This is a genomic window from Mycolicibacterium fallax, assembly GCF_010726955.1.
GTDB classification, from domain to species: domain Bacteria; phylum Actinomycetota; class Actinomycetes; order Mycobacteriales; family Mycobacteriaceae; genus Mycobacterium; species Mycobacterium fallax.
On sequence record NZ_AP022603.1, the window covers coordinates 2,518,624 to 2,533,307 of the forward strand.

Sequence of the window (14,684 nt, forward strand, 5' to 3'; positions counted from 1 at the left end):
GCTAACTGTCGAGGGGTGTCCAGCACCGCCCGAGACGTCCGAATTCCTCACGTCGAGTTGGTCGCACCAAACTGACCTGCGGTTCCCGGCACAACTGTGTCGCAGCTAACGTTTCACGCCGGCCGCGCCCGGATGGCTCAGCCCTTGGTGGCGACCACCAGGGTGGTGCGGGCAACCATGTCGCCGCCCTCGGACTCCGGCGGCACCGGGCGTCCCGATGCCCGCAGGTACTCCGCCAGCGGGGTCGCGGTCGCATCCCAGCCGTGCTCGCCGAACCAGTCCTGCGACGGCTGGTGCTGCTCGTTGTAGATCAGGTGGAAGAACTCGCTGGTCGGCCCCGCCGGGGTGACGGCCCGCGCGGCGGCGAACTCCTGCTCCGGCATCGGGCTGCCGTCCTCCACCGCGACCCAGCTGCCCGGGGCGGCCAGCGCGTCGATGCCCTCGCACAGCCGGCGCTGGGCGGCGGCGGTCAGGTAGATCAGCAGCCCCTCGGCGATGAAGGCGGCCGGACGGCCCGGATCGAAGCCCTGCGCGCGCAGTGCCGCCGGCCAGTCCTCGCGCAGGTCGACGGCCACCTCGACCCGCCGGGCGGTCGGCTGCGCGGACGCGGCGGCCAGCACCTCGTCCTTGAACGCCAGCACCGAGGGCAGATCGAGCTCGTAGACCACGGTGTCCGCCGGCCAGTCCAGCCGGTAGGCGCGGGAGTCCAGGCCCGCGGCCAGGATCACCACCTGGCGCACTCGCGCGCCCGCCGCCCTGCCGAAGTAGTCGTCGAAGAACCGGGTGCGGGCACCCTGGAAGTTGACGAAGGCGGCACCGAAATCACTGGTTTCCAGGGGCGATTCGGGATCCTGGCCGGTCGCCATCGCCGGCCACGGGCCGCCGGCCGCGCGGCAGAACGCCTCGGCGAACCGGTCCCGGGACAGCGGCGCGGGTTTGGCGCCCTCCCGGGCTCGGGCAGCCGCGACGAACAGGGCCGTCGAGCCGACGCTGGTGGTGATGTCCCAGGAATCTCCGTCACTGCGCACCCTCGCGACGTTACGCCGGATCGCCGGCCCGGGAACCGAACGGCACCGCGCCCCGACTATCACCCCGACACAGCTACTACGCCCAGTAGGAGAAAGGGGGTCGGGTTGTCCGCCCCGATCTGGATGGCATCGCCGCCCGAGGTGCATGCGGCGCTGCTGACCAGTGGCCCCGGTCCGGGGTCGCTGCTGGCCGCCGCCGCGCAGTGGTCCTTGCTCAGCGGCGAGTACGGCGCGGTCGCCGCCGAGCTGTCGGCGGTGCTGGCCGAGGTGGCCGCCACCGCCTGGCAGGGACCCAGCGGCGCCGAATATCTTGCCGCGCACGGCCCCTACCTGGCCTGGCTGGAACAGGCCGCAATCGACAGCGCGGCCACCGCCGCGCAGCACGAGATCACCGCGGCGGCCTACAGCACCGCCCTGGCGACCATGCCCACGGTGGCCGAGCTGGCCGCCAACAAGCTGTCCCACGGACTGCTGCTGGCCACCAACTTCCTGGGCATCAACACCATCCCGATCGCCGTCAACGAGGCGGACTACCTGCGGATGTGGATCCAGGCCGCGGTGACGATGACCGCCTACCAGAGCGTCGCCGAGGCGGCGGTGGCCGCGGCCCCCAGCGCCCCGGCCGCCCCGCGGATCCTCACCGCCGACGCGCCGGCGGCCCAGCGTCAGGATCTGACCGGCCGGCTGGAGCAGGTCTTCGGCGACATTTCGGATTTCATCGCCGACCCGTACTCGCACTTCCTGGAGTTCTTCACCCAGCAGGGCCTGAGCCCCGAGACCGCGATCGTGCTGGCCGGCATCGCGCTGCTGGCCTACGACGTGTTGTGGTGGCCGTACTACGCCTCCTATTCGCTGCTGTTGTTGCCGTTCTTCGCCCCGGCGCTCAGCGCGCTGAGCGCCCTGAGCGCGCTCGGGCTGCTGCTGAACACCCCCGGCGGCCCGCTGCCGGCCGACGCGGCGAGCACCGATGCCGGGACCGGGCGCGCCGCCGACACCGAGCCCGCCGCCGCTGCGGTCCCGGCGCCGACCGCCGGCGGGGCGTCCGCGGGCACCGGCGCCCCGTCCGCGCCGGCCACCTCCGCGGCCGGGGCGGGCGCGCCGTCGTCGGCGCCGCCGGGCCCGTTCTACGCGGTGGGCGGGCTGACCCCGCCGCGGATCGGTGCGGGGCCGCGAACCGGCACCCGCGCCGTCGAGGAGGCCGCCGCCGAACTGGCCGACACCGCCGCCGCCAGCGCCGCACTGCGCACCCGAACCCGGGCTCGGCGCACCGCGCGGGGCCGCTCCCCCGCCCGCGGCGACCGCCGCGAAAAGCTCGACGTGACAGCGGATGCCGACATGACGGCGACCACGGCCATGACCGGGGGCACTGTGCCGGTCGACGCCGCGCCCGCAACCACCGCTGCAGCCACGGTCGGTGCGGCGGCCGCCGGCCGGATGGGCGCCGGTGGCGTCCGGCCGGTCGAGGCGGCGCCGCTGCCCGCCGGCCTGACCACCCTGCCCGACGGCGGGCACACCGAATCCCTGCCGCTGCTGCCGTCCAGCTGGGCCGAGGCCACCGATCCCGAACCCGGTGGAACTATCCGGGGCGCCGGCCCGACCCTGTCAACGGAACCACCGAAGTGAACAGAGGACTGCGAACATGCCGCTGAACGTCAAGGGCGACGGGCTGGGGGCCCAGGTGACCGGGATCGACCCCGACCACCTGGAGGATCTCACCGGGACCGAGCTCCGCGAGCTCGTCTACACCCACAAACTGATCGTCCTCAAGGACGTCCATCCCAGCCCGCGGCAGTTCCTCGAGCTGGGCCGCATCCTCGGCGAGGTCGTCACCTACTACGAGCCGATCTACCACCACCACGATTACCCGGAGATCTTCGTCTCCTCCACCGAGCAGGGCCAGGGGGTGCCCCGGACCGGGGCGTTCTGGCACATCGACTACATGTTCATGCCGGAGCCGTTCGCGTTCTCCATGGTGGTTCCGCTGGCGGTCCCCGGCACCGACCGCGGCACCTACTTCATCGATCTGGCGAAGGTCTGGGCGGCGCTGCCGGATGAGCGGCAAGCACCGGTCCGCGGCACCTTCGCCACCCACGACCCGCGCCGGCACATCAAGATCCGCCCCGACGACGTCTACCGCCCGATCGGCGAGGTGTGGGACGAAATCACCCGCACCACACCGCCGATCAGCTGGCCGACGGTGATCCGCCATCCCCGCACCGGCGAGGAGATCCTCTACATCTGTTCCTCCGGGACCACCCGGATCACCGACCGGGACGGCAACCCGCTGGACCCGGCGCTGCTGGCCGAACTGCTGGACCACAGCGGACAGCTGGACCCCGACTTCACTTCGCCGTTCATCCACACCCAGCACTACGAGGTCGGCGACATCGTGCTGTGGGACAACCGCGTGCTGATGCACCGCGCCAAGCACGGCACCGCGGCCGGCGCCCTGATCACCCATCGGCTGACCATGCTGGACGGCCTCGAGACACCTGGATACCCGGTATGACCACAACCGAACTGAGCCCCGCCGCCCAGGCCCACCTGAACACCTCGGACATCGCCCCGATCACCGAGGATCTGCTCACCCGGGTGCTGGAGCCGTACTCGCACAAGGGCTGCCGATACCTGCGCACCGCGAGCTACAAGGCCACCGAGACCTCGATGTTTTCGCTGGGCACCTTCGCCATCGCGGAGTCGTCCTACATTCGCTCCACCGGACACTTCAACGCCGCGGAGATGATGGTGTGCTTCAACCAGATCGCCTACAGCGCGTTCGCGCCGGCGATCCTCAACGAGCAGATCCCGCCGTTCCGCGGCTGGTCGATCGAGGACTACTTCGACCACCAACTGCCCAGCATGCTGATCAAGAACTTCTCCGCCCGGTTCAGCAGGCCGATCAACGCCGCGGGTTTCTCGGCCCGGCTGTGGTGCGAGGACTTCGAGGTGGTGGACCGGACCTGGCGCTACCTGCGTATCCCCTGCACCATCGAATTCTGGGATGCCGACGGCGGTTTCGCCTCCGGTGAGGTCGAGCTCGCCGCGCTGAACATCCCGTAAGACTCCCGAAACTGACAACGAGGAAGCTCTGATCACCATGCTCACTGTGTGGCAGCGGGTCGCGGCCGAGGCGGCCCGCCGACCCGGCGACGTCGCGCTGCGGCGCGCCGACGGTTCCGGCACCCTCCGATACGGCCGGCTGGATCCGCTGACCCGCCGGATCGCCGCGGACTTCGCCGGCGCCGGGGTCGGTCCGGGAGACCGCGTGCTGATCTTCTCCGACAACGGGCCCGAGACCTACCTGGGTGTGCTGGCCTGCGCCCGCACCGGCGCGATCGCGGTGCTCGTCGACGGCGCGCTGCCGCCCGCCACCGTCGCGCGGTTCGCCGAGATCACCACACCGTCGGCCATCGCCCTCGCGCCGGGCGCCGCGCTCACCGAAGACGCCCGCCCCGGCGGGCTGCCCGTCATCGACATCGGAATCGATTCCCCGACCGATGATTCCGGGCTCATCGCGGACCCCGGCGTGGTCTCGGCTCCCGACGATCCGCTGGCGATGATCTTCACCAGCGGCACCACCGGCGAACCGAAGGCGGTGCTGCTGGCGCACCGCACGTTCTACGCCGTCGCCGACATCCTGGCGGCCGAGGGACTGGACTGGATCGACTGGGCGCCGGGCCAGAGCACCTACTCCCCGCTGCCGGCCACCCACATCGGCGGGCTGTGGTGGATCCTCAACTGCCTCATGCACGGCAACCTCTGCATCACCGGCGGTGAGCACGGCGCGTCCACCCTGGAGGTGCTCACCACCCACGCGGTGACGACCTGCTGCCTGGTGCCGACCCTGATCGGCCGACTGGTCGCCGAGCTGCGCAGCACGGGTGCGACATTGCCGGCCGCGTTGCGGTTCGTCGGCTACGGCGGCTCCCGGGCCGTGGCCGCCGACATCGACGTGCTGGAGGCGGCCGGGGTGCGCACCGCACAGGTCTACGGATTGAGCGAAACCGGCTGCACCGCACTGTGCCTGCCGACGGCCGCCGGGTCGTTGACCCGGATCGCCGCGGGGGCGGTGGGCCGCCCGTATCCCGGGGTGCTGACCCGGCTGGATGAGACGGGCGCGCTGTGGGTGAACTCGCCGGCCAACATGCTCGGCTACTGGAACAACCCGGCCAAGACCGCCGAGACTCTGGTCGACGGCTGGGTGAACACCGGTGACCTGCTGGACCTCGGCGACGACGGGTACTTCTACATCCGCGGCCGGGCCTCGGAGATGATCATTTCCGGCGGCGTCAACATCGCCCCCGACGAGATCGATCGGATCGCCGAAGGGGTCGACGGGGTCCGGGAAGCGGCCTGCTTCGAGATCCCCGATCCCGAGTTCGGTGCGCTGGTCGGGCTGGCCGTGGTGCCCACCGGACCGCTCGATGCCGCCCAGACCCGCGGGCTCAAGCGGGACCTCGCCGCGCGGTTCCGGCGGGAGTCCGAAGCCATCGCGCGCCCGGCGCGGATCATCACCGTCGCGGCGATCCCCCGAACCCCGTCCTCCGGCAAGGTGATTCGCGCCGAGCTGGCCCGGACCGCGGCCGGGGGCCGGTCCGATGACTGAACCGCTGCGCGACCGGATCCTGGCCGCGCTGGCCGAGGTGCTCTACGTCGAGGGCCCCGACTTCACCGACGGGGACGACACCGATCTGCGTGACCTCGGGCTCGATTCGGTTCGCTTCGTGCTGCTGATGACCGAGCTCGGCGTGGACCGCGAGTCCGCGCTGCCGCAGCGGCTGGCCGATGACCTCACGGTGGCCGGCTGGGTCCGCGAACTGGCCGACCCGTGACTCCCGTTCGCCTCCCGCTGAGTCGCTCGCAGCGCAACATCTACAACGGCGTTGCGCAGGACAACGATCCGGCCCTGTACCTGATCGGCCGGCGCTACCGGTTCCATCCGGTGGACCTGCCGGTGCTGCTGTCCGCGCTGGAGGCGACCATCCGGGCCAGCCCGGTGCAGCTGTGCGTGTTGGCCGAGGATCCCGGAGCCGACTATCCGGTGCTGGTGCCCACGCTGGCCGCCCAGGACCTGGTTCGGGTGTGCGCCGACGACGCCGCGGACACCGCCGGGCAACTGGCGGACAGCTGGGCGGGCGGCCTGCTCGGTGTTCCGCTGGCGCGCTATGTGGTGCGCACCGATGACGCCGGCGCCGTCGCCGGCCTGGACGCCTACTGTCACCACCTGCTGCTCGACGGCGGCGGGACCGCGATCTTCGAGGACCGGCTCGGACGACGGCTGGCCGGCGACACCGAATCCATCTGCGTCGAAGACGGATTGCATGCGCTGGCGCGGGCACACCGGCACGAGGCCGCCCGGATCGACGAGTCGCTGGAGCGGCTGAGCACCGTCACCGCAGCCGAGCTCACCGCCGAGGCGACCGGCCATCGCCCCGGCTCCCCGAACGTCCCCGGGCACGCCGTCCGCGGGGTGCCGGCCGGGTCAATCACGATCTGCGGCGCCGACTTCGATGCGCTCCAGGATGTCTGCACCGAGCACCGGGTGCCGCTCAACGTGCTGGTGGCCGCGGCGGCGGTCGCCGTCGACGCGGGCGCCGCGGGCAGCACCGACGCGCTGCTGGTACACACCATCGATCCCCGGTTCGGCGAGCCCGACCTCGATGTCGCCTCCTGCCTGGTCAATTCGGTGGCCCAGCCGGTCCGGTTCGCCCCGTTCGCCTCGGCCGGCGATCTGGTCCGGTCGATGGACCGCGGCTACGTCCGGGCGCTGCGGCGCCGGTGGCTGCGCGAGGAGCGTTATCGCCGAATGTATCTGGCGATCAACCGCACCACCGGGGTGGCGGCCCTGACCCTGAACTTCCTGCCGCAGCCGTGCGCCCCCGCGCTGCAACCGTTTCTGACCGACCCGCCGACGACCACCGACATCGGGCCGATCGAGGGCAACACCGTCGCCGCGGTCGCCGACCAGGCGCAGCGCCGACTGCAGATCTCGATCTGGGCCCGGGCCGACACCCCGCCGGACGCGGTGACGGCCGGGATGGCCGCGCGGATCGGCGCGGCGCTGAACTCCTTTGCCGCCCACTGGGACCGGCCGGTCGCCGCGGCCGTCGGCGCCTGGCAGGTGATCACCGCCGACGGCACCCTGGCCCCCGGCACCGACGCCATCCCCGAGCGCCGCGGCGCCCCGGCCTGGTTCACCCCCGCGCCGGCCGGCCTGGACCGGCGGCCGCAGCTGCGGTCCTGGCTGGCCTGGCTCGAGGCGAACGACGTAGCGGCCGGCGAGGTGCTGGTCATCACCGACGACGGCACCGACCGCACCGTCGACCTGCTGCTGGCCGGTCACCTCGCCGGCTGCCCCTACAGTCCCTGCGACAGCGCGCAGCAGGCCGAGGCGCGGGCACAGCGGATCGCCGAGGCCGGCTTCGCGGTCCGGATCGTCGACCCGGCGACCGTCTCGCTGCCCGCCGAGATCGACGCCGGCACCGGCGCGCGCATCGACACCCGGCTGGCCGCGGTGGCCGCCGACCCCGGCCTGCGCGCCCGCACCGCCTACCTGATGCCGACCTCGGGAACCACCGGCGAACCCAAACTCGTTGAGATCAGCCACGGTTCGCTGGCCGCGTTCTGCGCCGGCATCGCCGACGCCTACCGCTGGGCGCCGCCGGACACCGTCCTGCAGTGCGCGCCGCTGACCTCCGACATCAGCGTCGAGGAGATCTTCGGCGCGGTGTGCGCCGGGGCGACGCTGATCCGGTCCACCGCGACCCGCACCGGCGACCTGGCGGCCCTGGCCCGCGACGTGGCCGGCAGCGGCGCGACCGTGCTGGATCTGCCCACCGCGCTGTGGCAGCTGCTGGGCGCGGACCCCGACGCGCTGGACGCCGTCGGCAACTCCCGACTGCGGCAGGTCATCATCGGCGGGGAACCGGTGCGCAGCGGCGCCGTCGACCGCTGGTCCGAATCGCCTGCCACCCGGGCGATCTCGCTGATCTCCAGCTACGGCCCCACCGAGACGACGGTGATCGTCAGCCGGCTGACCCTGGCCCGCGCCGGGGTGGCGATCGAACCGGCGGCCCGCCCGCGGGTCGGGCGGCCACTGCTGGCCGGCACGGTGTTCGTGGCGTTCGGCGAGATCGTCGTGGTGGGCGACCTGGTCGCGGCCGGCTACCTCGGCGGCCCGGCGGAGTCCTTCGGTTCGGTGCTGCTGGCCGACGGTATCGCCCGGCCGGCGTTCGCCACCGGCGACCGCGTCGCGGTCAGCAATGGTCATCCGGTGTTCGCCGGGCGCCGGGATGCGCTGGTGAAGATCGGCGGCCGGCGGATCGACACCGCCGCGCTGACCCGCCGAATCGGCGCCGACACCGCCATCGTCGATCTGGCCGTAGAGGCCACCGACGGCGCGCTGGGCGTCTGGTTCTGCACGCACCGGACCCGCGCCGGGCACGACGATCCGGCCGCCGCCGGGGGAATCCGCGCCGTCCTCGCGGCCGCGGGGGTGCCGTCGTACTTCGTCACCGGGGTGCCCGGCATCGCGCGCAAGGCCGGCGGCAAGGTGGACCGCGCCGCACTGCCGCAGCCCGCCGAACCGAGCGAACATCCCGACCGCGGCGACCGCGCCGACGCCCTGGCCGCGCTGTGGAGCGCGGCACTGGGCCGGCCCATCGGCACCGAGTCCTCGCTGCTGGCCGAGGGCGTCGGCTCCCTCGACCTGATCAAGATCCTGCCGCCGACCCGCCGGATCCTCGGCTGGAGTCTGTCCATCTTCGACCTGATCAGCGCCGACACCGCGGCGAACCTGGCCGCCGCGGTGCCCCCGGAGTCCACCGCGCTGGACCCGGTGACCGTCGCCGAGATCGATGCCGACATGCGCGCGGCGAAACTCGTCCGCGCCCCCCAACCCCTGCCGGGCGCACCGGTGGCCGGCCACACCGACACCATCGTCGTGCTCGGCGCCTCCGGCATCCTCGGCCGGGGGTTCGCCGAGGCGGTGCTGGCCGCCCGCCGCGCCGGCACCCCGCTGCCCGAGGTGGTGCTGGCGATGCGTTCGGCACTGCCCGACGAACAGCCGTGGGCCGCACTGGCCCGCTGCCCGGGTGTCCGGTTGGAGCGGCTGCGGGCGGGTTTCGGGCCCGACGAGATCGACGCGCTGCTGCGGGAGACCGGCGCGGCGACCCTGATCAACTGCATCGGCAGCGCGAACATGCTGGTGCCGTATGCGCAACTGCGGCCGGCCAACCTCGACATCGTGCCGGTCACCGTGCAGGCCTGCCTGCGCCGGTCGGTGCGCCTGGTGCACCTGTCCACCTCGGTGGTTGTCAACGACGTCGGCGCGGCGCACGTCGTCGATCCCCGCTGGGCGCCCTACCCGTACGCGGCGGTCAAGGCGCTGGCCGAGATCGTGGTGGCGGGTTCCCCCGAAGCGCTGGACTTCACCATGGTGCGGCTGCCGCGGATCCTCGGCGAGCCCGATCAGCTCACCGAATCCACCGACATCCTGGTTTCGATGGTCGATGCCTGCGCCGCGTTGGGTGCCCGCCCTGCGCTGGCGGTGTCCGAGGAGGTGACCACCGGTCACGCTGCGGCACAGGCGATCCTGGGCCGGTTGCCCGGCGCCGGCGGCGCGGGGAGGCTGGGCCGCGGCATCACCGCGCTGCGCGGAACGGTCGTCGACTATCCGATGTTTCTCGCGGATTTCGCGCCCCGGGAGGTCGACGCGGCGGTGTGGAAACAGCAGCTCGACGACAGCAACTGGGCCCGCGCCCATCCCGGCCGCTGGTCGATCATCGACGCCTGGCTGTCGCTGGGCGCGCGGCTCGACGGGCGGAGCTACGGCGAGTTCCTGGCCGGGCTGCCGTCGGTCGGCCTCGACGTCGGGGCGGCAACGCACATCGATGCGCCGGCCGAGAACCTGCGGGAACTTTGCGGCGCGGTTCCCCGACTGATAGCTCGGGTGCCCGTCGGGTGAGCAGTGCCCGGCGGACCGATGGAGAAGGGACCACGACGTGACGGATCTGGCAGAGCAGCAGCACATCCGGGCCACCCGGCGCATCGAACTCGACGTGACCGGAATGACGTGCATGATGTGCGCGCGCCGGGTGGAGAAGGCCCTGAACAAGGTCGACGGCGTGCAGGCGTCGGTGAAGATCGCCACCAAGATCGCCACCGTCGACGCCGCCCCGGGGGTGACCGTCGAGCAGCTGTGTGCGGTTGTCGAGCAGGCCGGCTATCAGGCCACCGAGCACGTGCCGGGTGCGGCCGCCGCCGAGGACACCGGCGCGGACGACGCCGCATCCGACACCGAGCCGGCGGCCCGCGGCTGGTGGGCGAAGCTGCGCGCCCGGTTCACCCGCAACCGAGCGGAATGAGCGGGGCGCCTGGTCGCACTGCATGCAGCGCAAGGCCGGTCGACTTCTCCTGGTGCAACGCGCGTGGTTGACCGGCTGACCTCATAGGATCATGTCCATCGACACGCTCGGGGGAGGACACCATGACGCAGCCACCACAGCCGCCCGGAATGGGTGCGCAGGCAGCGGCGCTGCCTCCGCCTCCGATCCCCCCGGGGTATCGGATGCCTCCGGGAGCCGTGCCGCCGGGGCCGAACGCAAAGAAGCACACCGGATGGAAGGTGGCCGCTGGCGCTCTCGCCACGACCGCGGTCTTCGGTCTCGGATTCCTCGCCGCACAAGCGATTCCGCGGAGTGGAGACGACGCCAGCGCAGAAGCCCCCGCAGCGGTGTCAGAACCCGCACCGACTGTGGACAGCACCACCCAGACCCAGCAACTGTGCACCACCTACGCACTCGCCCGGGGAAGCACACCTAAGGAGGTGCAGACCGCAGTCGATTTCCTCTCGATCGCAACGGCACTTCGGCTAGGACTGCTGGAGAATCCCGGAGCCGACCCTGAAGTGCGTGCAGCCATCACCGAGCTAGCCGAGGTTTATGAGGGCTGGATTGCCCAGAAAATTAACCTCGCGACGGGCGAGCTCGTACAGCCGCCCCCGTGGACTAGGCCTCGATCGAGCGCCGCATTTTTTCAGGCAGCTACTGTCTGCCAGCTGAGCTAGGGGGTAATCCCCAGGGACGCTGATCAAGAATCGGTCACCCGTCTCACGACAACGAGCCGGCGGCGCGAGGCTACTGCGCAAAGCTGCGCGCGGCGGTGCATGCCGCCTGCGCGTCGTGCTTGTGCTCGAAGCACTGATCCACCCCCGGCCCCTCCGCAAACCATTCGCCGGTATCAAGCTGGCCGACGAGGTACCCGCCAGAACGGTAAAGGCCCGGCTTGACGCGCTTCCAGGTCATTGGGCCGGCCGCGTTCCGCAGCCAGCCGGCGAGCGCCCGCACCGGGCTGTTGCCGTTCTCGTCAGCCAATACCGCGATCGGAGTGGCCTCCCCGCCGTCGATCAGGTATGCCGTCATCATCCAGCCCAGGTCGTCCACTTCGACCACGAACAGCAAGTCGCCGGATCGCACCGCGTCCGCATCGTCGAGGCGCCACGGCTCGCCGAGGCCGCCGCTGGCGTCAATGGCATCGCGAACGATCCCAGCGGCACTGGTGGCTAGCGCGCGGCCGGGAGGCACGTCGCGTCGTCGCTGTCGAATTCAGTGCCGCGCTCGGAGTTTGTCGGCTCCCGCCGAAACGCCTCGATCACCTGGTGGATCGACCCCAAAGCACTGTCCCCTCAATGAACCCCGGCACCCGCGCGCAGCGGCGCGCGGGCTGTCCCGGTGACGATAGTCTCCGGCCGAGGTATTAGCGGGCGGTTGGGCGCCGAGGGGGTCTGCGCGGCGGATCAACCGCCGAGTTCCAGCGAGAAGTGGTGCGACGAGATCCGCAGGTGGTTCCGCATGTACAGCCGATGCGCCGCCGCCCGGTCGCTGCCCACGCCCGAATCCAGATGAATCTCTTCGCATCCAAGGCGCTCGGCCTCGGCGATCACCCACCGCAGCAGTTCGTCGGCAAATCCCTTGCCCCGCGCCGTTTCCAGCGTGCTGACGTCGTCGACATAGAGGTAATGCCCCCACGCCGTCGACCACACCTCACGGAACCCCAGCACCGACACGGCCGAGTCCGAGGACTCCTCGAACGCCCCGACCAACCGATAGCCGGCCGGCCGCAACCGATCATCGATGAGGTCGACGACGGCGCCGGCAGTGCGCCAGCGGGGCCGGAGCAACAGCATCGCCTCGGCGGCGCTGCCGGTCTCGCCCGCCCTGATCTCCCGGATCTCGGTCATGCTCCGAAGCTCACCACGGGCGGCGGCAAACGATCAACGGAATTTCTGCGGTCGTGCCCGCCGGCATCGGTGCCGTCAGCAGTGAACGCCGGTGTCCCGCTGTTCGTCGGCGCCCACCCCACCTCGCCCCCGAAATCGCCCGAGTCCCCCCAACCCGTCCGGGTAGGCTCGCAACGGTCAACCCGGACCGACCAGTTGGTAGACCTACAGAAGGGTGCTCCATGCCGATCGCGATCGCCGAAGAACACCTCGCCCTGGCCGACTCGGTCCGGGCCCTGGTCGCCAAGGTGGCGCCCGCCGAGGTGCTGCACGAGGCGCTGGAAACCCCGCTGGACAACCCGCCGCCGTACTGGCGGGCCGCCGCCGAGCAGGGCCTGACCGGCGTGCACCTGGCCGAGTCGGTCGGCGGGCAGGGCTTCGGCATCCTGGAGCTGGCGGTCGTGCTGGCCGAGTTCGGCTACGGCGCGGTACCCGGCCCATTCGTGCCGTCGGCCATTGCCAGTGCGCTGATCGCCGCGCACGACCCCGACTACCCGCTGCTGGCCGAGCTGGCCGCCGGCACCTCCATCGCCGCCTACGCCATCGACTCGGGGCTGACCGCCACCCGGCTCGGCGAGGTGCTGGTGATCCGCGGCGAGGCCCGCGCGGTGCCGGCCGCCGGGCAGGCCGACGTGCTGGTGCTGCCGGTCGCGATCGACAGCGGCGAGGAATGGGTGGTGCTCAACGCCGCCGACCTGGAGATCGAGCCGCGGGTCAGCGTCGACCCGGCCCGGCCGATCGCCGACGTGCGGGCCAACGCCATCGAGATCGGCGACGACCGGGTGCTGACCACGCTGTCCCGGGCCCGCGCCCGCGCGCTGATGTCGACGCTGCTGTCGGCCGAGGCCGTCGGGGTGGCCCGCTGGTGCACCGACTCGGCCTCCGGCTACGCCAAGATCCGCGAGCAGTTCGGCCGGCCGATCGGCCAGTTCCAGGCCGTCAAGCACAAGTGCGCCGAGATGATCGCCACCACCGAGCGGGCCACCGCCGCGGTGTGGGACGCCGCCCGCGCGCTCGACGAGGCGACCGCCGGGGACCCGGCCGCCACCCAGCACGAGTTCGCCGCCGCCGTCGCCGCCACCCTGGCGCCGGTCGCCGCCCAGCACTGCGCCCAGGACTGCATCCAGGTGCACGGCGGCATCGGTTTCACCTGGGAGCACGACACCAACGTCTACTACCGCCGGGCACTGGCCCTGGTGGCCTGCTTCGGCCGGGCCGCGGACTACCCGCAGCTCGTCGTCGACGCCGCCACCAGCACCGGGATGCGCGGCATCGACATCGACCTGGATCCGCAGACCGAGAAGCTGCGCGGCGAGATCCGCGCCGAGGTCGACGCCCTCAAGGCCCTGCCCGGCGGCCCGGAGCGCAACGCCGCGATCGCCGAGGGCGGCTGGGTGCAGCCGCACCTGCCCCGGCCGTGGGGCCGCGCGGCCAGCCCGATCGAGCAGGTGATCATCGCCCAGGAGTTCAGCGCGGGCCGGGTCAAGCGGCCGCCGATGGGCATCGCCGCCTGGCTGATCCCGTCGATCGTGGCCTACGGCACCGAGGCCCAGCAGCAGCGCTTCCTGCCGGCCACCTTCCGCGGCGAGATGATCTGGTGCCAGCTGTTCTCCGAGCCGGGCGCCGGCAGTGACCTGGCCAGCCTGACCAGCAAGGCCACCAAGGTCGACGGCGGCTGGCGGATCACCGGGCAGAAGATCTGGACCACCGGCGCCCAGTACTCGGCGTGGGGCGCGCTGCTGGCCCGCACCGATCCGAGTGCGCCCAAGCATCAGGGCATCACCTACTTCCTGCTGGACATGACCGCCCCCGGGGTGGAGGTCAAGCCGCTGCGGGAGCTGACCGGCAACGCCATGTTCAACACGGTGTTCATCGACGACGTGTTCGTGCCCGACGACATGGTGCTCGGCGAGGTGAACCGGGGCTGGGAGGTCAGCCGCAACACCCTGACCAACGAGCGGGTCTCGATCGGCAGCAGCGAACCGGCGTTCCTGGCGAACCTGGACCTGTTCGTGGAGTTCCTGGCCGACGGCCAGTTCGACCAGATCGAGCAGAATCACGCCGGCCGGCTGATCGCCGAGGGGCACGCCGCCAAGCTGCTGAACCTGCGCTCCACCCTGCTCACCCTGGCTGGCGGCGACGCCATGCCGTCGGCGGCGATCTCCAAGCTGCTGTCGATGCGCACCGGCCAGGGCTACGCCGAGTTCGCGGTGGCGTCCTTCGGCACCGACGGCATCGTCGGTGACCCGGACACCCCGTCGGGCAGGTGGGCCGAGTACCTGATGGGCAGCCGCGCCACCACCATCTACGGCGGCACCTCCGAGGTGCAGCTGAACATCATCGCCGAGCGGCTGCTGGGCCTGCCCCGGGATCCGTAG

General features: G+C 71.9%; 11 protein-coding genes. 8 read left to right on the plus strand and 3 right to left on the minus strand.

Going from position 1 to position 14,684, the window contains the following annotated elements:
- Positions 1-137: 137 nt before the first annotated feature.
- Positions 138-1,028: a class I SAM-dependent methyltransferase gene (locus G6N10_RS12050; RefSeq protein ID WP_085097387.1), complete on the minus strand. Its 891-nt coding sequence runs from the start codon at positions 1,026-1,028 to the stop codon at positions 138-140.
- Positions 1,029-1,133: 105 nt separating this feature from the next.
- Here G6N10_RS12050 and G6N10_RS12055 point away from each other — a divergent pair, with 105 nt between their 5' ends.
- From G6N10_RS12055 to G6N10_RS12085, 7 genes are read left to right on the plus strand one after another with little or no spacing between them, the layout of a single operon-like run.
- Positions 1,134-2,651 carry a PPE family protein gene (locus tag G6N10_RS12055; RefSeq protein WP_133055151.1) on the plus strand — a complete coding sequence of 506 codons (1,518 nt, stop codon included), beginning with the start codon at positions 1,134-1,136 and terminating at the stop codon, positions 2,649-2,651.
- Between the two features lie 16 nt (positions 2,652-2,667).
- The gene (gene scoE / locus G6N10_RS12060; protein WP_085097382.1) at positions 2,668-3,537 is read left to right on the plus strand and encodes a (3R)-3-[(carboxymethyl)amino]fatty acid oxygenase/decarboxylase; all 870 of its coding nucleotides are present in this window, start codon (positions 2,668-2,670) and stop codon (positions 3,535-3,537) included.
- Entirely contained in the window at positions 3,534-4,088 is a 555-nt protein-coding gene (locus tag G6N10_RS12065) for an FcoT family thioesterase (protein WP_085097379.1), read from the plus strand. Before scoE ends, G6N10_RS12065 begins: the two co-directional genes overlap by 4 nt.
- A gap of 46 nt (positions 4,089-4,134) precedes the next feature.
- A complete protein-coding gene (locus tag G6N10_RS12070; RefSeq protein ID WP_179962894.1) occupies positions 4,135-5,634 on the plus strand; it encodes an AMP-binding protein in 1,500 nt (499 codons plus the stop codon).
- The gene (locus G6N10_RS12075) at positions 5,627-5,860 is read left to right on the plus strand and encodes an acyl carrier protein (RefSeq protein WP_085097373.1); all 234 of its coding nucleotides are present in this window, start codon (positions 5,627-5,629) and stop codon (positions 5,858-5,860) included. Before G6N10_RS12070 ends, G6N10_RS12075 begins: the two co-directional genes overlap by 8 nt.
- Positions 5,857-9,993 carry an AMP-binding protein gene (locus tag G6N10_RS12080; RefSeq protein ID WP_085097370.1) on the plus strand — a complete coding sequence of 1,379 codons (4,137 nt, stop codon included), beginning with the start codon at positions 5,857-5,859 and terminating at the stop codon, positions 9,991-9,993. The genes G6N10_RS12075 and G6N10_RS12080 overlap by 4 nt, the downstream gene beginning before the upstream one ends.
- A gap of 37 nt (positions 9,994-10,030) precedes the next feature.
- Positions 10,031-10,393, plus strand: coding sequence for a heavy-metal-associated domain-containing protein (locus tag G6N10_RS12085; protein ID WP_234810593.1), 363 nt, complete (start codon positions 10,031-10,033; stop codon positions 10,391-10,393).
- Positions 10,394-11,164: 771 nt separating this feature from the next.
- Here G6N10_RS12085 and G6N10_RS12090 read toward each other — a convergent pair.
- Positions 11,165-11,611, minus strand: a complete 447-nt coding sequence (locus G6N10_RS12090; RefSeq protein WP_085097367.1) for a hypothetical protein — start codon at positions 11,609-11,611, stop codon at positions 11,165-11,167.
- A 212-nt stretch (positions 11,612-11,823) separates the two neighbouring features.
- Positions 11,824-12,267 (minus strand): GNAT family N-acetyltransferase, encoded by a 444-nt coding sequence (locus G6N10_RS12095; protein WP_085097364.1) that lies wholly within the window; start codon positions 12,265-12,267, stop codon positions 11,824-11,826.
- 221 nt (positions 12,268-12,488) lie between these two features.
- Between G6N10_RS12095 and G6N10_RS12100 the strand changes: the two genes are divergently transcribed.
- Complete coding sequence (locus G6N10_RS12100; protein ID WP_085097360.1) at positions 12,489-14,684, plus strand: acyl-CoA dehydrogenase family protein; 2,196 nt, start codon at positions 12,489-12,491, stop codon at positions 14,682-14,684.

Excerpts from the sequence above, each read along its gene's own strand:
- G6N10_RS12075 (WP_085097373.1), top strand. The coding sequence starts at position 5,627 with ATGACTGAACCGCTGCGCGACCGGATCCTGGCCGCGCTGGCCGAGGTG.
- G6N10_RS12095 (WP_085097364.1), bottom strand. The coding sequence starts at position 12,267 with ATGACCGAGATCCGGGAGATCAGGGCGGGCGAGACCGGCAGCGCCGCC.
- scoE (WP_085097382.1), top strand. The coding sequence starts at position 2,668 with ATGCCGCTGAACGTCAAGGGCGACGGGCTGGGGGCCCAGGTGACCGGG.
- G6N10_RS12100 (WP_085097360.1), top strand. The coding sequence starts at position 12,489 with ATGCCGATCGCGATCGCCGAAGAACACCTCGCCCTGGCCGACTCGGTC.
- G6N10_RS12065 (WP_085097379.1), top strand. The coding sequence starts at position 3,534 with ATGACCACAACCGAACTGAGCCCCGCCGCCCAGGCCCACCTGAACACC.